General features: G+C 54.6%; 18 protein-coding genes and 4 tRNA genes. 4 read left to right on the top strand and 18 right to left on the bottom strand.

The features are described 5' to 3' along the window. Positions 1-5: 5 nt before the first annotated feature. The 7 genes from liaF to PEL01S_RS28560 form a co-directional block, all read right to left on the bottom strand. Positions 6-656: a cell wall-active antibiotics response protein LiaF gene (gene liaF, locus PEL01S_RS28590; RefSeq protein ID WP_108532087.1), complete on the bottom strand. Its 651-nt coding sequence runs from the start codon at positions 654-656 to the stop codon at positions 6-8. A 137-nt stretch (positions 657-793) separates the two neighbouring features. Continuing rightward, positions 794-1,492 carry a PspA/IM30 family protein gene (locus PEL01S_RS28585; RefSeq protein WP_063185518.1) on the bottom strand — a complete coding sequence of 233 codons (699 nt, stop codon included), beginning with the start codon at positions 1,490-1,492 and terminating at the stop codon, positions 794-796. 2 nt (positions 1,493-1,494) lie between these two features. After that, entirely contained in the window at positions 1,495-2,013 is a 519-nt protein-coding gene (locus PEL01S_RS28580; RefSeq protein ID WP_063185516.1) for a PspC domain-containing protein, read from the bottom strand. Then, positions 2,010-2,690: a PspA/IM30 family protein gene (locus PEL01S_RS28575; protein ID WP_010500058.1), complete on the bottom strand. Its 681-nt coding sequence runs from the start codon at positions 2,688-2,690 to the stop codon at positions 2,010-2,012. The genes PEL01S_RS28580 and PEL01S_RS28575 overlap by 4 nt, the downstream gene beginning before the upstream one ends. A gap of 50 nt (positions 2,691-2,740) precedes the next feature. After that, complete coding sequence (locus PEL01S_RS28570; RefSeq protein ID WP_010500059.1) at positions 2,741-3,040, bottom strand: LiaF transmembrane domain-containing protein; 300 nt, start codon at positions 3,038-3,040, stop codon at positions 2,741-2,743. Positions 3,041-3,322: 282 nt separating this feature from the next. Then, positions 3,323-3,736 carry a VOC family protein gene (locus tag PEL01S_RS28565; protein ID WP_255320171.1) on the bottom strand — a complete coding sequence of 138 codons (414 nt, stop codon included), beginning with the start codon at positions 3,734-3,736 and terminating at the stop codon, positions 3,323-3,325. 156 nt (positions 3,737-3,892) lie between these two features. Beyond that, positions 3,893-5,080 carry a GNAT family N-acetyltransferase gene (locus PEL01S_RS28560; RefSeq protein ID WP_127462675.1) on the bottom strand — a complete coding sequence of 396 codons (1,188 nt, stop codon included), beginning with the start codon at positions 5,078-5,080 and terminating at the stop codon, positions 3,893-3,895. A gap of 339 nt (positions 5,081-5,419) precedes the next feature. Here PEL01S_RS28560 and PEL01S_RS34975 point away from each other — a divergent pair, with 339 nt between their 5' ends. After that, positions 5,420-5,515: a YjcZ family sporulation protein gene (locus tag PEL01S_RS34975; protein ID WP_216798076.1), complete on the top strand. Its 96-nt coding sequence runs from the start codon at positions 5,420-5,422 to the stop codon at positions 5,513-5,515. 56 nt (positions 5,516-5,571) lie between these two features. Here the strand turns inward: PEL01S_RS34975 and PEL01S_RS28555 are convergent, their stop codons facing one another. The 6 genes from PEL01S_RS28555 to PEL01S_RS28530 all read right to left on the bottom strand — a co-directional run bounded on the left by PEL01S_RS28555 (position 5,572) and on the right by PEL01S_RS28530 (position 11,653). Then, on the bottom strand, positions 5,572-6,828 hold the full coding sequence (locus tag PEL01S_RS28555; RefSeq protein ID WP_127462674.1) for a molybdopterin molybdotransferase MoeA: 1,257 nt from the start codon (positions 6,826-6,828) through the stop codon (positions 5,572-5,574). 3 nt (positions 6,829-6,831) lie between these two features. Beyond that, positions 6,832-7,839 (bottom strand): GTP 3',8-cyclase MoaA, encoded by a 1,008-nt coding sequence (gene moaA / locus PEL01S_RS28550; protein ID WP_127462673.1) that lies wholly within the window; start codon positions 7,837-7,839, stop codon positions 6,832-6,834. 99 nt (positions 7,840-7,938) lie between these two features. Further along, entirely contained in the window at positions 7,939-8,586 is a 648-nt protein-coding gene (mobA, locus tag PEL01S_RS28545; protein ID WP_127462672.1) for a molybdenum cofactor guanylyltransferase, read from the bottom strand. A gap of 133 nt (positions 8,587-8,719) precedes the next feature. Continuing rightward, positions 8,720-10,015 (bottom strand): molybdopterin-dependent oxidoreductase, encoded by a 1,296-nt coding sequence (locus tag PEL01S_RS28540; RefSeq protein ID WP_127462671.1) that lies wholly within the window; start codon positions 10,013-10,015, stop codon positions 8,720-8,722. 131 nt (positions 10,016-10,146) lie between these two features. Continuing rightward, the gene (locus tag PEL01S_RS28535; RefSeq protein ID WP_010500068.1) at positions 10,147-10,953 is read right to left on the bottom strand and encodes a pyruvate, water dikinase regulatory protein; all 807 of its coding nucleotides are present in this window, start codon (positions 10,951-10,953) and stop codon (positions 10,147-10,149) included. A gap of 31 nt (positions 10,954-10,984) precedes the next feature. Further along, positions 10,985-11,653 carry a helix-turn-helix transcriptional regulator gene (locus PEL01S_RS28530; RefSeq protein ID WP_010500069.1) on the bottom strand — a complete coding sequence of 223 codons (669 nt, stop codon included), beginning with the start codon at positions 11,651-11,653 and terminating at the stop codon, positions 10,985-10,987. Between the two features lie 211 nt (positions 11,654-11,864). On the opposite strand from PEL01S_RS28530, the gene glpX reads away from it, so the two are divergent. The 3 genes from glpX to PEL01S_RS28515 all read left to right on the top strand — a co-directional run bounded on the left by glpX (position 11,865) and on the right by PEL01S_RS28515 (position 14,935). Further along, on the top strand, positions 11,865-12,836 hold the full coding sequence (gene glpX, locus PEL01S_RS28525) for a class II fructose-bisphosphatase (protein WP_127462670.1): 972 nt from the start codon (positions 11,865-11,867) through the stop codon (positions 12,834-12,836). A 75-nt stretch (positions 12,837-12,911) separates the two neighbouring features. Next, positions 12,912-13,730 carry a sulfite exporter TauE/SafE family protein gene (locus PEL01S_RS28520; RefSeq protein ID WP_127462669.1) on the top strand — a complete coding sequence of 273 codons (819 nt, stop codon included), beginning with the start codon at positions 12,912-12,914 and terminating at the stop codon, positions 13,728-13,730. A gap of 128 nt (positions 13,731-13,858) precedes the next feature. Next, positions 13,859-14,935: a polysaccharide deacetylase family protein gene (locus tag PEL01S_RS28515; RefSeq protein WP_127462668.1), complete on the top strand. Its 1,077-nt coding sequence runs from the start codon at positions 13,859-13,861 to the stop codon at positions 14,933-14,935. Positions 14,936-15,037: 102 nt separating this feature from the next. On the opposite strand, the gene PEL01S_RS28510 is transcribed toward PEL01S_RS28515, so the two are convergent. The 5 genes from PEL01S_RS28510 to PEL01S_RS28490 form a co-directional block, all read right to left on the bottom strand. Beyond that, entirely contained in the window at positions 15,038-15,664 is a 627-nt protein-coding gene (locus tag PEL01S_RS28510; protein ID WP_063185501.1) for an SGNH/GDSL hydrolase family protein, read from the bottom strand. A gap of 193 nt (positions 15,665-15,857) precedes the next feature. Next, positions 15,858-15,936 (bottom strand) — tRNA-Leu (locus PEL01S_RS28505). A 3-nt stretch (positions 15,937-15,939) separates the two neighbouring features. After that, a tRNA-Arg gene (locus PEL01S_RS28500) sits at positions 15,940-16,016 on the bottom strand. 19 nt (positions 16,017-16,035) lie between these two features. Beyond that, positions 16,036-16,124 (bottom strand) — tRNA-Leu (locus tag PEL01S_RS28495). 13 nt (positions 16,125-16,137) lie between these two features. Then, positions 16,138-16,211: transfer RNA gene (locus PEL01S_RS28490), tRNA-Cys, on the bottom strand. Between the last annotated feature and the right edge of the window lie 2 nt (positions 16,212-16,213).

Here is a 16,213-nt window from a genome sequence, read left to right as displayed (position 1 = left end):
GTGCATCAAACGATTTTAATATCAATATCGGCTACGATATACGAAATTTCCAGCTTCACCTGACGGTCCGCCGTCCAGTAATTGGGTGACTGCCATACCATCTTGTTCAGCACGCCGGCCTCTTTGTCATACCCGATGCTCGTTTGCCCGAACAAGACGGAAGCCGTAACGGTAAGCCCCACATCCTCTGGAACGATCAGATCGATATCGGCGATGACCCCCTGCAAAATAATCGTCGTCTCCTTCTGCTCGTGGATCGCGTAGGTCAAATCCATCTGCAGCTCCCCCAGCACGTTCCAGATCGACATGTTGCGCAGAACCCAAGGCTCGCGTCCCCATCGGATGCTGTCGATCACGCTTTGCTTGCGGTAATGCTGCTCGCTGCGGTGAATTTTACGCGATTTATTGTAGAAGAAGCCGAGCGAAATAAGGATAATGGCCAGGATCAGCGTAAAATTGCCACCTGCGAGCAGCAGCAGGCCGAGAACCATCATGATGTAGCCTTTGCGCTCGGCGCCCGAACGTACCTTATACACTCCCAGCAAAAGCAAAAAGAGGGCAAGCACGGTGAAAAATCCGAGATGATTGTCCGCCAGAAGGAAAAGCCCTGCGCCGATCAAGACCAGCGCGATGTTGCGGTTTCGTTTGCGGTTCATCCGTGTCGCCCCCTTTCCCAGTAAATTCTGGTTGATCCGGCAAAAGCCATAGCGCCTTACGAAAGGACGTCCATGGCTTTTGCCTTACATAGCATATCACAAGTGCCGCTTTTGCTCCAACAGCTTTTTCGTGAAGATTATTTCCCTTGTTCGGTGGACATTTTTTCTTTCAGAAGCTGCAGTTGATCGTCGATTTTTTGCTGCTTCGCCGGGTCAACCGACACGGCGCTGCTGTACACCGAACCGGCATAGCCGCCGCCCACATAAGGCTTCCGCGCGATTTCCGCTTCGACTTCCAGCGACATGATCTTCTCTTCCATGCGACGGAAGCCTTTCACGGCATTGCCGCCTTCGATCACGTTGGTTGCCGTCACTTCGGCCATTTGCTTTTTGGCCTTCGCCAATTGAGCACGGGAAATCAGCTCACTGCGCTTGTTACGCATTTGATAGAACGCGTCTTTCATTTCATGCAGCTGCTGAACCAGCTCGGCCGCTTGCGCTTTGGCCTGCTCGTGCATTTCCGTGTACTCGGCGATTTTGCCCTCGTAGTACAGCTTTTGTTCCAGAGCTTGGCGCGCCGTCGCTTCCTGATCGTTCTTCAGCGCTTCCTTCGCTTGTCCTTCATATTGCGCCGTCAGACGAACCGCTTCTTCCAGACGCTCTTTCAGCTTGCGCTCGCTGGCGATTTGACGGGCAACCGTCACTTCGGCTTGAGCTATTTCTTCTTCCATGTCGCGCAAATATTGATTCAGCATGATGATCGGATCTTCAACCTTATCAAGCAGTTCATGCAGCGAAGCCTTCGTCATGTCTTTAATTCTAGAAAATACTCCCATTGTTAAACATCTCCTTTAGATGGTTTTTGATTTTGGTTTTTTTCGTATTGCGCTACTTTGCCGCGCAGTTCTTCGATTTCTTTCCACATCGCTTTTTTCTCGATATCTTTCATCATATCGTCCAGATCGCTGCCGGCGGTACCGCCCGGATTCGAGGAGGCCGCATATTCACCTTCATAGCGGTTGCCTTCTTGCGGCGGAACCCAGCCATGTCTTTGCGCTCTGCGGTAGTGCTTCTCGGCGCGTCTCCACTCTCTCCAGTTCGGGTAATTGCCGCCAGGTTGCCCGTAGCCCTCGCCGCCGTAGGACGGTCCGTAGCCATGAGGCCCGCCGGTCCAAGGCTCGCTTGGAATGACCAACGCTGCCAGGAAGTACAGCGGAATCACGACGCCTCCGGAAAAGAAAGCCGTTACCACCACGATCAGACGAAGCAGTGTGGCATCAATGTTCATCGACTCCGCGAGACCGCCGCACAGGCCGGTTACTTTACGATCGGAACGGGAACGGTATAGTTTGCTCATGATTTATCCCAGCCCTCCTGTTTCAGTTTCGTCCGCAGCTTGGCCAGCTCTTGTTCCAGCGCTTGCGATGCCGCGCTGCCTACGGCGGACCATGCTTCACGGACTTGGCCCCTCACTTCGCGCAAGGTGCGTGCGGTCAGCTCCATATCAGAGACCCGCTCGTCCAGACGGTCGAAGATCCGCGGATTCGGACCTGCGCCCATCGAACGCAGCCTTTCGTTCATCCGCTGCTGCAGCCTAACGGACTCCAGCCGCGCGATATAGTAGCTGCGTTTCGAGGCGATTTCGTCGAAATCGGCCTTAAGCTGTTGCAACTGCTCCTCCAGCTCGACGATCCCCATCTTGCTTTGATCGTACAGCGCCCGGTACTGCGTCGCTTTTTCCTCCTGCTGCATTTTCTCTTGAAGCGCGATGCGCGCCACTTCTTCCTCGCCGGCTCTCAGCGCCAGCATCGCTTGCTGCTCGCGGCGCTCCTTAAGCTGCTCCGCCGATACGTACTGCTGGCGAAGCGAAGCGGCGTGAGACAGACACTGCTGCAGCAGCCGTTCGGAATCGCGGATTTGCTCCGACTGAGACGCAAGATATTTATCGATCAGGCGAACCGGGTCTTCCGCGTTTTCCAGCATTTCGTTGAAGTGCGCAACCGTAATATCCCGGAATCTTTTTCCTAAACTCATGCTTTGCTCAACCACCTTTTCTCCGAATTTGAATCCGTCGTTTGTTTGATTTAATATACCGATTTGTTACGCAGCAGCGAGATGCCGTAGCAGATCAAGCCGATGGCGATCAGGATGGCGAACAAGCCGGACAATTTACCGAAGAGGAACAGGCCGCCAAAGATGATCAGCCCCCATCCGATGATCGTTTTTCCGTTTCTCAGTCCTACGAATCCGAGCCCTACCATAGCTGCCGGGAACAGATAGCTCATGATATGGTGCCCGAGGTGAAAGCCGAGCTTGTTGCTCAGGATCAACGCTCCGAAGAAGATCAGAAGGAACGCGAGTCCGGTATGCCGGTTCATTTTCATGGATTGACTCACCGCCTTTCGTTTTTGTTGTCGTTTTGCTTATGTCTTTATTCTAGGTGAATCCGTCATTTCCCAAAACGGACCTGCGGCGGTTTTTGGAACTGGACCTAAGTCCAGTACGTCACCCGGCCTTGGACAAGAGGGGCCCCCGCCTTATGTACAAGGAATTGCTTGGCTTGTCCCCGAGTCTCCCTTCAAAACAAAATCCCCAGCTGCCGGCTTTCAGTGCTGAGGATCGATTGTACGTATTCGATTGTTCTTCCCCGGCATTACGGTCGTTTTTCAGCTTTCCTTCTTGGGACCGTCGATTCCGCCGAAAGCGAGGCCATACCCGTCGCAATCCTGAATAACGAACTCTTTCCACGGACCGCCGTCCGGATAAATGACCGGCTCACCGGAGATTACGACATCCCTGCTGCGGAACTCCTCATACAGACTGTCCAGAGCAGCCCAGTTCTCGACATAGGCGTATATATCGTACGCCCGGGTTTCCCCTTGCGCCACGGGATTGGGACGCACGGCTGACACGTCCGGCGCTTGCAGCAGCTTGAGGGCGATTCCTTGAAGGCCGTCCCGCTCCGCCCACCAATCCGTTACATTAAAACCGAGCCGATCCCGGTAAAATTGTTGAGAACGCATAAGGTCCGATACCAATAGAACGGTAAGGGAACTGCCGATTTGCTTTTGGTTTGCCATAGCATCCATCCTCCGCTTCAAATGTAACAATCCGTAAACATACGAATATATATTCGTGTTTTTTCTTTCAAAATCCTGCTTGTTTTGGGCCCGCTTACAAAAAAAGCCCGCTTCGATCGATATCGAAGGGGCCTGAATCCAAACTGTAAAAAAAGTCTAGAAGAAGTCGGGTAAATACGTCTGACGTACGGGAATGAGCCGCTCCAGCGATTCGCATACCTCCGTCGTGCCGGTCAACCTGCCGATGTCCATCAAAAAGGAAGGGCGTTGGTACCCTGTCAGCATAGCGGCAAGCGTTTGAATCGTGCAGCTGGCGGCCGGCAGCTCGGACGAAGGGCTTGCGATAGGCGCTACACGCGCCGTCCCCGACTCGTCTACCTGCAAAAGAAACCAGCCGTTGTTCCATTCCGCCTGCTCGTCTTTTACCTCCAGCTGCAGCGACCATTCCGCCCCCGACGCGAACGGATACTTGGTCAAAAAGCCGGTCACATCCACAATCCGCGCCATGAAATAAGGCACGATCTCTTGTTTGATCCGGGGATTGTCGAGCAGAAACGGCAGCTTATCGTTCGCGGGCGCTTTCATCACCAGCTTATCCAGCATCGAGTCGTGGTCGGCCAAGAAACGCCATAACGCCAAGCAAGCCCCGTGATGCAGATAGACCAGCTCGTGAACCTTAAGGATATTGTCCTTTACCTGATAATATACGTAGCCCGCAGGTTGATTCTCCGCATCATAATATACGGCTACCGTTCCTTGCTGCGCATTGCCGAAAATTCGGTTCTGCCACCAAGACTCGTTTCGAATAAGCGTACCGTTGTACCTGCAGGCGTAAGCCTCGTAGATGCCGTTCAGCAGCTTGACATCGTAGCCGGTCCGAACGATCCGCCCCGGCTGCGGGCCGAGCTTTGGAAGCTGTTGGACGGGGATCTCATACGATTTATACTCAGCATACGTCTCCCAGCCGTACTTGCGGTAGAACGAGAATTGAAAAGGATGAAGGAACGACACCGTCTGGCCTTTCTCCCGCATCACCCGCAGTCCGTGCGACAGCAGCTTAGCCACCAGACCGCCCCGCCGGTATTCCGGCCATGTGACGACACCTGCGATTCCGCCCATGTCGAACGCCTTGCCTTGAATCCAGGTCTGCAAATCGAAAATGGTCATTTTCGCTGCGAGCGTATCATCTACATAAGCTCCCCACATCTGGTCCGAATTGAGAAGCGCCATCCACTTCTCCACTTTTTCGGGAGTAAGCTCATATTGAAAGGCGAATGCTGACATTTCCAAGCTGTCCATAAAATGCACATTCGGAATATTGCGAATCTCCAACTGTTGGTTCACGCGTGTCCACCCTCTCCGCTTTTGTACGGCGACCGGGGATTTCGTCCGGTTCTCCGCTTATCGGCGCTTCTCATGCCTCCGCACCTTGTCTCGGCCATTGTAGCCCAATTTTCCAATAAATTCTACCTAGAAAATCCTTTTACTTGTTTTCGCCGCCAGCCGTGGGAAACACAGCACAAATCACGGCAATAGCCGCCCTTAATTCGTATCCGGTACAGACAGGATATTGTCTCCTGCCCGCAGAAAGCTGTATTTTCATTGAAAAAACGGGCGTACGTCCAATCAGCCTCCGGCATTCGCACATATCATTTAACATGCCTTCTGAAAGGGGGATGTCACATGAGCCACGTTGGCGGATTCGGCTTTACTTCCACTGGTGTTATCCTGGTGCTGTTCATTCTGCTCGTCATCGTTTCCCGTTCATTGTTCATCTAATGCACCATGTACCGCCCCCCTGTCATGGACTTTACTCCGGCAGGGGGTTTTTCACATTAATCTCCGATCGTCAAAACCCGCACCAACTCGCCCCGCCGGGTTCCTCGCCCGCCCGCTGGAAGACAGATTAAGCAGTCGGTTTCTCTGATTGAAACCATAATGCTGGATTTGTCGCGACCGGCGGGCCTCACACGGACCGTCCCATGTTCCACGCGCGAAGCCCCGCGGACATACCGGGGATACGCCGATCCTTTCCCGTAATCGGCATCCAGTACCGCCGTCGCTGCGGGGGGCAGCGGGTCGGGCGCCCCTTGCGAGGCGCGCAGATAGGGGCGTACCAGCAGCTCGAAGCCTACATAGCAAGCTCCAGGATTGCCGGACAAGGCGAACAACGGCTTGTCCCGCCACAGACCGACTGACGTCGGACTGCCCGGACGCATCGCGATCTTGTTAAAAAGCAGCTCGCCGTCCCACCGGCCGAACAGCTCGGCAAGCACATCCTTATCCCCTACCGACACGCCTCCGGTCGTTATCCACAGATCCGTCTGCTCCGCAGCGGCCAGCAGTTCCCGTTCCACCCGGTCGGCTTCGTCGGGAAGAAAAGGCATCAGCAGCGGCACACCGCCCGCCTGCATAACCTGACAGGCCAGCATATAGCCGTTGCTCCCCCGGATTTTACCCGGTTCGAGCGGAGCGTCCACAGGGAGCAGCTCGGAGCCGGTCGAGAAGATCGCTACTCTCGGCCGCTTGTATACCTTCACAAGGCTATGGCCGAAGGTAGCCAGCACTGCCGCTTCCCCCGGCCCGATGATACAGCCCTTCCGCAGAAGCTGCTCCCCGGCAGCAGCCTCTTCTCCTACCGGGGTCACATTGTCGCCGGGATTCATCGCTTTGTGAACCGCCACCGTTCCTCCAAGACCGATCTCCTGATGCACCGCGTTGGTCATCTCCAGCATCACAACCGCATCCGCCCCCTCGGGAACAGAAGCGCCGGTCATAATTCTGGCCGCTTGGCCCGGACCGATTGTCTTCGCCGGAACCGAGCCGCAGGGAACCGTCTCCACCACCTCTAAGCAAACTGCCGCTGCAAGGGAAGCTCCCGCTGTGTCCGATGCACGCAAAGCATAGCCATCGACACCCGATCGCCGAAAATGCGGCAGCGGGCTGCCGGCGTAAATATTTTCCGCCAGCCGCCTGCCGTAAGCCTCGAATAGCGGCACCTCTTCCGTCTCTTGAAGACGGACATGCCGGAGCACACGCTGCTGCGCCTCTTCAAGGCTGATGGTCTGCCGCCCGAATTTCAATTCGTTCACGCTTCAGCCCCCGATCTGCGACATGCGCCGGGAGGTAGGCGTGTGGCTCTGCTGCTCGCTCAGAAGCGCTTTAACCATCTCGTGGCTTTCCGGCTTCACGTCCAGCGCCCGGAAGAACAGCTCGGCCAGCGCCTGATCGTTACCGATATAACGGCGCACATTGAACTCGTCGGACCAGTACAGGCAAGGCTTGATGTTGCCGTCTGCGGTAAGGCGCAGCCGGTTGCACGTTTCGCAGAAATGGTCGCTGACCGGATGAATCAGCCCGAACGTACCGGCCGCCCCGGCGATCCGGAAATTTTGCGAAGGGCCGTTTCCCCGGACCGACTGCTCCACCGCCTCCACCTGCCACCCGATGCTTTCACAGCGTTCCAACACCGTGTTGAGCGATATATATTTCGTTTTCCAGCCGTCGTCGTCATGTCCGATCGGCATATATTCAATAAAGCGCACGTGCAAATTGCGCTCTAGTGTCAGCTTCAAAAAATCTTCGATTTCGTCGTCATTCATGCCTTTCATGAGCACGACATTCAGCTTGATCGGGTCGAGTCCGACCCGATGTGCCGCTTCCAGACTCGCCAGCACGCGCGACAAATCGCCTCCGCGCGTAATGAGAGAAAACCGGTCCGCCCGCAAGGAATCGAGGCTGACGTTAATTCTTGTGAGCCCGGCTTCGCGCAGCTTTTCCGCCCGCGAAGCGAAATGGATCGCATTCGTCGTCAAAGCGATATCTTCAATGCCGTCGATCGCGCTCAGCATCCGCACGAGCTGCTCCAGATTTTTGCGTACGAGCGGCTCGCCTCCGGTGAGCCGCAGCTTGCGAACTCCGTATCCGGCAAGCACCCGTACAACTTCCGCGATTTCCTCGAACGTCAAGAGCCTTTCCTCCGGCTCGAATTCCATGCCTTCTTCCGGCATACAGTATACACAGCGCAAATTGCACCGGTCCGTCACGGAAATTCGAAGATAGTCATGAATGCGGCCGAAACGATCCTTCAATATCTGTGACATCCTGCATGCCTCCCCGTTCTAGTTATACCCCCCATTATGTCATAAAACAGGCCCGTCTTCCATAAACAAAAAGCATTCGATACATGGCATGCCAAACTGCTAAAACCGAATTCGTTTGCCGGTAAGCCTCTCATATTCGTCCGGATCGTTAATATTCCGGATGAATTCCGGAGAAATCCCCTTCCGTTCCAGAAACGAGTCGTCCGCTACCTTTAAATCAACCGAATCCAACAGCCTCATCAACCGCAGATCGTTCGCAGCCAATAGCCGCTCCGCCTCGGGAAGACAGCTTTTGAAGTATACGCCATGAAGCGGATGGAGCCTTCCGTCGATCTTCGCAACCGCGGCATCCGCGCCGGTGCTGCTCCGCAGCTCCGAGAGGGCCTTCGCCGCTTCGGCGTCCACCCATGGCATATCGCAGCCGACGATCCACAGCTCCTCGTACGACGCCGCTCTCATGGCGGCTTGAAAACCGGCAAGCGGCCCCCGGCCCGGCTGCAGGTCGGGAATGATCCGCACCGGAGACTCTCCGGAGAACGCGTGGACGACAGCCTCGTACCGTTCCGGCTCCTGAGTCACGACAAGCAGCTCCGCGCACAAGCTTCCAAGCTCGGCCAACTGTCTTGCCAAAAACGTATCGCCTTCGTACATAAGCAGCGCTTTGCTTTGTCCGCCCATCCGCCGATTTTGCCCGCCGGCCAAGATAACGCCTGTCATGGCATGCCTTTGCCCGCCGTACCGTTCCATCGCCTTCCATCCTTCCTTCGTCTATCCTATCTTATTTTTGCAGCCTCATCATGTGCTTCGTTTCCATCCTTTATTTACGCCCCGGACCTATTTCTTACAGATGGCCCCCTCAGTGCGTCCCATCCTCCAACTGCTACGCCTGCGCTCTTCCCTTCGGCACCCAAGCATCGTTATCGTAGCCCCGCAGCTCCCAGTACCCGATATGTTCTTTGTCGATGAGCTCGATGCCCTGGAGCCACTTTACCGATTTATACGCATACATTTGAGGAACGACCAGCCTTACCGGACCGCCGAGCTGCTGGGGAATCGGCTTTCCGTCCATCAAGACCGCCACCATGACGTCATCCATCCGCGCCTGCTCCAGCGACAAACAATCCGTATAGACGCGGTCCCCGGAATAAAATTTGACGAACTTCGCCTCGTCCCTCACCTTGGCCAGCTCCAGCAGCTCCTTAAGCGGTATCCCCTCCCAAGTGACCTTGTACACCGACCAGCCCGTCACGCAGTGAAAATCGCTAACCTGAACCGTCCGTTTAAGCTCCAGAAACTGTTGCCAGCTCCACGCATATTCCCGGCCGACAAGTCCGGTAAGAGCGAACTTCCAATCCTCGCTCGAAAAAGCCGGGATCGGCGTCACCGTATATACCCGGAACTGCCCTTGCCCGCCTCCGCCGAGCGGAGGATTGGATTCCGCAGACGGAACCGGCGGCGGCAGCATCCGGTTCGCATCCTCCCGGGCCAATCGCTCAAGCTCCGCGCCTCCCGTATCGGAAGCGGTCATCAGCCACCGGTAAAACGACGGCCCCAGACCGAACACCAGTAGCAAGCCTGCTGCCATACGAAGGAACGCTGCCCTGGAGATCGGAGCGTTCCTGAGCATCTGTACGATGCGTCCAGGCTCGGACGGCGGTACGTCACCGGTTTCCGTCGCTTCTTCTTCCACGCGGTTTTCCGGATAGCTTTGGACCGCTTTGACCCATCGGCTGCGGGAGACCGAATGGTAGATGACGTAAGGAACCCCGACCCAGGTAAACAGATCGTGGAGCAGCAACACGGCGTTGCCCCAACCCGAAGGCAAGCTTCGCACCAGCCAGAGCACCACACCGGTGACAATCCAGCCCGCAAGCAGGAATAGAACAAGTCCCAAATTCCAACGTTGCGTCGGTTTTGTCCGCAGCTGCTTCCAATGCCGGGGGAGCAGCGGCAAATATAGAGCAGCCACCGCAACCGAAGCCGTGCCAATCCATAGATGTCCTTCCTTCAGCCACACACGGCCCGCTCCCAGCGCCCGTACCGGCTCTGCAAACAGCAATAGCCCGGTCAACGCGAGCAGCGCCAGCAGCCATGCGTTCCAGCGGTGGAGCTTGGCCAGCCTTTTTCCGTACGGCACGCCGGAAAGCCAATTCGTCCATACCCGTTTCGGTTTCATTACCCAGCCACCTTTCGCTTACGTCTACTTGAGAATACGCATGCTGCGGGCTTTCCGGTTTGCCGGGAAGGCTTTTTATTCACAAAGGCAAAAAGGGCCCGAACCCGTCGGTTCAAGCCTCTCGTCTTCTATTAATTCAAGTACCCCATAATAATGCCGGCTGTTTCTTCAATCGCTTTATCCGTTACATTGATCACTAAGCATCCGACTTGTTTCATCAACGCTTGCGCATACCGAAGCTCTTCGTCGATTCGCTCCATCGCGGCATATTTCGCCCCGAACGGCAAACCGACCGCTTTCAACCGCTCCGTCCGGATTTTGTACAGCTTGTCTGCGTCCATCGTCAAGCCGACAATCCGGTTGCCCGGCACCAAAAACAGCTCCTTGGGCGGTTTGACCTCGGGCACGAGCGGCAAATTGGATACTTTGATTCCTTTATGCGCCAAAAAAATACTGAGCGGCGTCTTCGACGTCCGTGAGACTCCGATCAAGACGAGATTCGCCTTCAGCAAGGCGCTCGTGTCGCGCCCGTCGTCGCATTTAACGGCAAATTCGATTGCTTCTACCCGGCGGAAATAATCCTCGTCGAGCTGATGAAGCAAGCCCGGTTTCCGCTTCGGCGCATCGCCCCACGTATCGATGAACGCCTGCATCATCGGTCCCATGATATCGACCGCCCGGACGCCGAGGCGAACCGCCTCTTCCTTCATCATTTCCCGAAGCTCCGGCTGTACCAGCGTATACGCTACGAAGCCGCCGCGTTTGGCCGCCTCTTCCATAATGGTACGGATTTCGTCCTCGGTTTTGATATGGCCGATCCGCTTCGTTCTCACCTGGTGGGCGTCAAACTGGCGGATTGTCGCTCGAACGACCGCCTCCGCCGTTTCCCCGACGGAATCCGAGCATATGGTGATCTCGTACTGTTGCTCTTCCTTCATCCGGTTTTCTTCTCCTTTGTTCATGAATGCCCTAACGGTCCATCGCCAGATCGACCAGAATATTCGTCATAATCGTTTTTGTCACCCGTCCGACAACGTCCCATCGGGATCTTCCGCTCACCTGGGCAGCTTTGGATTCCACGACGACAGGTAAGCTGTCGACCTGATGGTGAATCATCTTCCGCGCAGCATCGATGACCGACTCGTCGGGAGAAACATGGATGACGTTCGGCTCCCGGGTCATGACCATGCTGACCGGCATGGAAGCCGCATTCGTATTGCCGAGCGTGAATTTAAGCAAATCTTTACGGGAAATGACGCCCGACAGGCAAGCCTCGTCATCCACGACGATCAAGCTGCCGACGTTCTCCATAAACAGCATCACGACCGCGTCGTTCACGGAAGCATTCTCCCGGACCACGACAGGGATCGATTGGACATCCTTTACCTTCATGCCCAGCAGCTTACGGGAAACCTGGGAACCCGGCGTCATGGCCGAGCCCGGCGTATAGCCCACCTTCGGTTTGGCATCCACAAGCCCGAGCATGACAAGCAGGGCCAGATCCGACCGGAGGGTCGGGCGGCTTAGACCTAACATCTCCGCTATTTGTTCGCCCGTAATGGGCGCGTGTGCCTTTACCAATTCTACGATCTGCAGTTGGCGCGCAGTCAGTTCGATGACCGGTCCCTCCTCACTCAAAGCAGCCTTTGCGGTTTATCGCTGTGCCGCATTCCAATCCAATTGTACCAAAAATAGTCCGAAACTCATAGAACCGTTTTTCATTCGATGATTTTATTTTCAATCTAACGCACTACTCAATTCATATCAAGTATTTATTGCGCATTATTTATTTATTAATTATACTATATATGTTGAAACGTGACCATTTATTTTATAGGGGGCTGAGCTGGTGGAAAGGGAATTGGCACTTGAGATCGTCCGGGTAACGGAGCTGGCGGCGCTGTCCGCGGCAAGATGGATGGGCCGGGGCGATAAGATTCAAGCCGACGGTGCGGCGACGACCGCTATGCGCGCCATGTTCGATTCCGTTTCTGTCCGTGGTACCGTCGTTATCGGAGAAGGAGAAATGGACGAAGCGCCGATGCTGTACATCGGTGAACAAGTAGGCAACGGACAAGGTCCTGAGGTGGACGTAGCCGTCGACCCGCTCGAAGGAACGGAGCTGGTTGCCAAAGGATTGAACAACGCGCTGGCCGTCATCGCCATTGCCAACAAAGGCAATCTGCTGCATGCGCCGGATATGTATATGGAAAAACTGGCTGTCGGACCGGCTCTTGCCGGAAAGCTTAACTTGACGGACCCGCTCGAAACGACGCTTCAACGGGCCGCCGACATTTTGGATAAGCCACTGAGCAATCTTACGATCATGATTCTTGACCGCGACAGGCACCGGAAGCAGATCGATACCCTCCGTCAGGTCGGCGTACGGATCAAGTTTCTTAGCGACGGCGATGTCGCAGGGGCCATGGCTCCCGCTTTGTCCGAATCCGGCATTGACATGTATGTAGGCTCTGGCGGCGCACCCGAGGGCGTGTTGGCGGCTGCGGCGCTGCAATGTTTGGGCGGCGAACTGCAAGGAAAGCTGCTGCCTTCCAATCAGGAGGAATACGACCGCTGCATCGCCATGGGACTTGCCGACCCGCACAAAATTTTGACCATGGAGGATATGATCGGCCGAGACGACGTTATTTTTGCCGCGACGGGCATTACCCCCGGTGAATTTTTAAACGGCGTCCGCTATTTGCCCGACTCCCGGGCAGAGACGCATTCGATCGTCATGCGGGCAAAAACAAAAACGATCCGATTCATTCAATCGATCCATTACTTGCCTAATAAAAACATTCTTAACGATATCGGATAACCCGGTATTGAACTATTTTCTTCCTGTGTTAATATTACCATAAAGTAACTATTCGACACGGAAGAAGGTTTGCGCATGAGTATATTGTTTTATACCGCTGTCGGGCTGATCGCTGCTACCTTCGGGAGCCTCGTTGGTCTCGGCGGCGGTATTATTATTGTGCCCGCTCTGGTTTATTTAGGCCCAATGTTCGTCGGACAGACGATTTCGGTATCGACGGCGGTAGGCACTTCGCTGGCCGTCCTGATCTTCACGGCATTGTCTTCGACCCTGACCTTCGTCAAGCAGAAAAGAGTCGATTTCAAAAGCGGCTGGCTTTTGTTCATCACATGCGGTCCGGGAGCCATGCTCGGCTCGTATACCACGCAATTCGTCAACGCCAAATCGTTTCAGCTTAGCTTCGGCCTCTTCATGCTGCTGATGGCCATACTGCTCGTGCTGCGCGACTACTTGAAGCCGTTGAACGTGAAGTGGCACATTCAGCGCTCGTATACGGACAGCAACGGGAATACATATCATTACGGCTACAGCATACTGCCCGCCTTGATCATCGGGCTCTTGGTCGGATTCATTTCGGGCCTGTTCGGGATCGGCGGCGGTTCTCTATTCGTGCCGGCGATGGTGCTGCTTTTTCGCTATCCTCCCCATGTAGCGACAGCGACCTCCATGTTCGTTATCCTGCTGTCATCCCTTATGGGCAGCTTCACGCATTTTACCTTAGGAGAAGTGAACTTGTGGATGGTACTGGGCTTGGCACCTAGCGCCATTGTCGGAGGCTGGCTCGGTGCAAAAATCGCCAGTCGGCTGAGCAGCAAAAAGCTGCTTTGGGTACTGCGCATCACCTTCGTTATCGTATCCTTCAAAATGATCTGGGAAGGCCTGGTCCTTAGCTGATTGCCTTAGCTCCATACTATTTATTGGCCGCGGCGTTCGTGGCATCATTTTCATGAGTGGATAATTCGTCTCTTCTTATCCCAAACTAAGGTAACGTAATCCTGTTGCCCAAAGGAGACCAAGCCCCCATGAAAAAGCGAACGCCTGCGGCCTTTTTGCTTTTATCCGCTCATCAGTTCATCTTGCTTCGAATCAGAAGCGGTTTATTTTTGTTGAGTCTAGCCTTATGCTTGGCTTTAACGGCATGTACGCCTACCGCAAAATCGCCGCAAGCGTTGCCCTCGGAGATTGGGCCTACTGAGGCAGTGCCTCGGAACGCGGCTAAAGCACCGGAAACCGGCAGCCCACTGTCTCTGGCCGGGCCTCCCGCCCCTTCCACGGTGCAGCAGGTTCCGCCTACGGCGTCGCCTGCCCCTGTACCGGCACCTACCCCCACACCGGCGGTCGTTTCGCCGGCAGAGCCCAAGACGCAGAAGAAGCGCAAATCCAAAGCCAAGCAGCCCGTTGCCAAACCGTCCAAAGAAACATCGGGTCAAAGCCAACGGCTCACCTTATCCCAGCTTGTGCGCAAATATCCGGAGCTGCTGCTGCTGCGGGGGTCAGCCGCCTCCGGGCAGGTCGCACTAACATTTGACGACGCCCCCGACACGACATTTACGCCGCAGGTGTTGGATGTATTGAAAAAATATCAGGTACGCGCCACGTTCTTCTTGGTCGGCGCCCAAGCCGAGAAGCATACGGAGATGGTTAAGCGAATCGTTCGCGAAGGCCATGTGATCGGCAATCATTCATACAGTCACAAGCTGTTTACTAAGCTGTCCGACGACTTGTTCCAGTCGCAAGTACTTCAAACCCAGCAAACCTTAAAACGGCTGATCGGATATTCCCCCCGCTTGCTGCGGCCACCCTATGGCGAGATCAGCGAAAGCCAACTATTATGGGCATCGGAACACGGTTACCGCATTGTAAACTGGAACGTCGATTCGCTTGATTGGAAGCAGCTTGGGCAAGAGAAGGTCATTTCGAACATTCTCACGAACGTTAAGCCGGGTTCCATCATTCTGCAGCATTCCGGCGGCGGGCCGGGGCAAGACTTGAACGGTACCGTCCAAGCGCTCCCGACCGTCATCCAGACTTTAAAAACCCGCAACCTGAAGATGGTTACCTTGCCTGAGCTTTTGCAGGTATCCAAGCAATTGGATTGAGTTATCGCCTTCAACAATCAGAACGGTTCACCTAAAAAGGGACGCCCCTCGCACCAGCGGAAGGGCATCCCTTGAATTGTTATTTGTATCATCAACGTGACTTTAGGCTTGCACAGTTTCCAGCCAAGCGTTGGCAATAAGCGCGTGGCCTGCCGGTGACGGATGTACACCATCGGGCGCCCAATAAGCCGACGGTGCTTTGGTACTTGCCGCCGCGAATAACCCGTCTAACGGCACGTACAGCGTTTCAAATTCCCGGGCAAGCTCGCGAACCGCGTTAATTTTCGGGTCCAAATCCTCTCTCCATCGTTTCCGGTCTTCCGGTACTGGCAGCACAAACGGTTCGACTAAAATAAGCTTCGCATCAAGCGTCTCCTTAGTACGAACAATCAAATCACGGTACCCTTCCGCAAACGCTTCCACTGAAGTTGGATCATTACGATCATAACGCCGCCATGTATCGTTAATACCGATATAGATCGAAACCCATGTCGGCTTCAAATCGAGGCAATCTTCCTGCCAGCGCTGCTGCAAATCCTTTACTCGATTGCCGCTGATTCCGCGGTTGATGAATTGGACTTGTTTCTCAGGATATTTGCTGGCGAATAACGCAGAAGCGATGAGCGCGTAGCCCCGGCCTAAATCCGATCCGGCCTCTCTGTTTCTTCCGCAATCCGTAATGCTGTCTCCTTGAAACAAGACAACCGCCCCATCTTCGATTTTTGTCATGACCTGTTCCTCCAACATTTGGGATATAGTTCTTCTTTTAGTACCATACTAAAAGTTAGCGCATTTGTATATCGTAATGTGAAGAATCGACAAAAGAAGTTGAGGATACAATAAATCATTCCCCAGAGCATAAACAAGTCCAATACAATAAAAATAAGCCCTAAAGATCTTGTTGATCTTTAAGGCTTATTTATACCGATGAGAGGACTCGAACCTCCACCCTTTCGGACTCGATTTTGAGTCGAGCGCGTCTGCCATTCCGCCACATCGGCAAGTGGCGTGCCCTAAGAGATTCGAACTCCTGACCTTTTGATTCGTAGTCAAACGCTCTATCCGGCTGAGCTAAGGGCACACATTTTAAGTTGTTGGAGTGGTGCCGAAGACCAGACTTGAACTGGTACGGTAGTCACCTACCGCAGGATTTTAAGTCCTGTGCGTCTGCCGATTCCGCCACTCCGGCGAAGAAAGAAAGTTGGAGGCGCCACCCAGATTCGAACTGGGGGTAAAGCTTTTGCAGAGCTCTGCCTTACCACTTGGCTATGGCGCCAT

It is taken from the genome of Paenibacillus elgii NBRC 100335, from assembly GCF_004000865.1.
In the GTDB taxonomy this organism is placed as follows: Bacteria; Bacillota; Bacilli; order Paenibacillales; family NBRC-103111; genus Paenibacillus_G; species Paenibacillus_G elgii.
This window is presented reverse-complemented; position numbering and strand designations above follow the sequence as displayed.

Excerpts from the sequence above, each read along its gene's own strand:
- PEL01S_RS28565 (WP_255320171.1), bottom strand. The coding sequence starts at position 3,736 with ATGGCAAACCAAAAGCAAATCGGCAGTTCCCTTACCGTTCTATTGGTA.
- PEL01S_RS28575 (WP_010500058.1), bottom strand. The coding sequence starts at position 2,690 with ATGAGTTTAGGAAAAAGATTCCGGGATATTACGGTTGCGCACTTCAAC.
- mobA (WP_127462672.1), bottom strand. The coding sequence starts at position 8,586 with ATGGAACGGTACGGCGGGCAAAGGCATGCCATGACAGGCGTTATCTTG.
- PEL01S_RS28540 (WP_127462671.1), bottom strand. The coding sequence starts at position 10,015 with ATGAAACCGAAACGGGTATGGACGAATTGGCTTTCCGGCGTGCCGTAC.
- PEL01S_RS28535 (WP_010500068.1), bottom strand. The coding sequence starts at position 10,953 with ATGAAGGAAGAGCAACAGTACGAGATCACCATATGCTCGGATTCCGTC.
- moaA (WP_127462673.1), bottom strand. The coding sequence starts at position 7,839 with ATGTCACAGATATTGAAGGATCGTTTCGGCCGCATTCATGACTATCTT.
- PEL01S_RS28510 (WP_063185501.1), bottom strand. The coding sequence starts at position 15,664 with ATGACAAAAATCGAAGATGGGGCGGTTGTCTTGTTTCAAGGAGACAGC.
- PEL01S_RS28580 (WP_063185516.1), bottom strand. The coding sequence starts at position 2,013 with ATGAGCAAACTATACCGTTCCCGTTCCGATCGTAAAGTAACCGGCCTG.
- liaF (WP_108532087.1), bottom strand. The coding sequence starts at position 656 with ATGAACCGCAAACGAAACCGCAACATCGCGCTGGTCTTGATCGGCGCA.
- PEL01S_RS28570 (WP_010500059.1), bottom strand. The coding sequence starts at position 3,040 with ATGAAAATGAACCGGCATACCGGACTCGCGTTCCTTCTGATCTTCTTC.
- PEL01S_RS28515 (WP_127462668.1), top strand. The coding sequence starts at position 13,859 with ATGAAAAAGCGAACGCCTGCGGCCTTTTTGCTTTTATCCGCTCATCAG.
- PEL01S_RS28585 (WP_063185518.1), bottom strand. The coding sequence starts at position 1,492 with ATGGGAGTATTTTCTAGAATTAAAGACATGACGAAGGCTTCGCTGCAT.
- PEL01S_RS28520 (WP_127462669.1), top strand. The coding sequence starts at position 12,912 with ATGAGTATATTGTTTTATACCGCTGTCGGGCTGATCGCTGCTACCTTC.
- PEL01S_RS34975 (WP_216798076.1), top strand. The coding sequence starts at position 5,420 with ATGAGCCACGTTGGCGGATTCGGCTTTACTTCCACTGGTGTTATCCTG.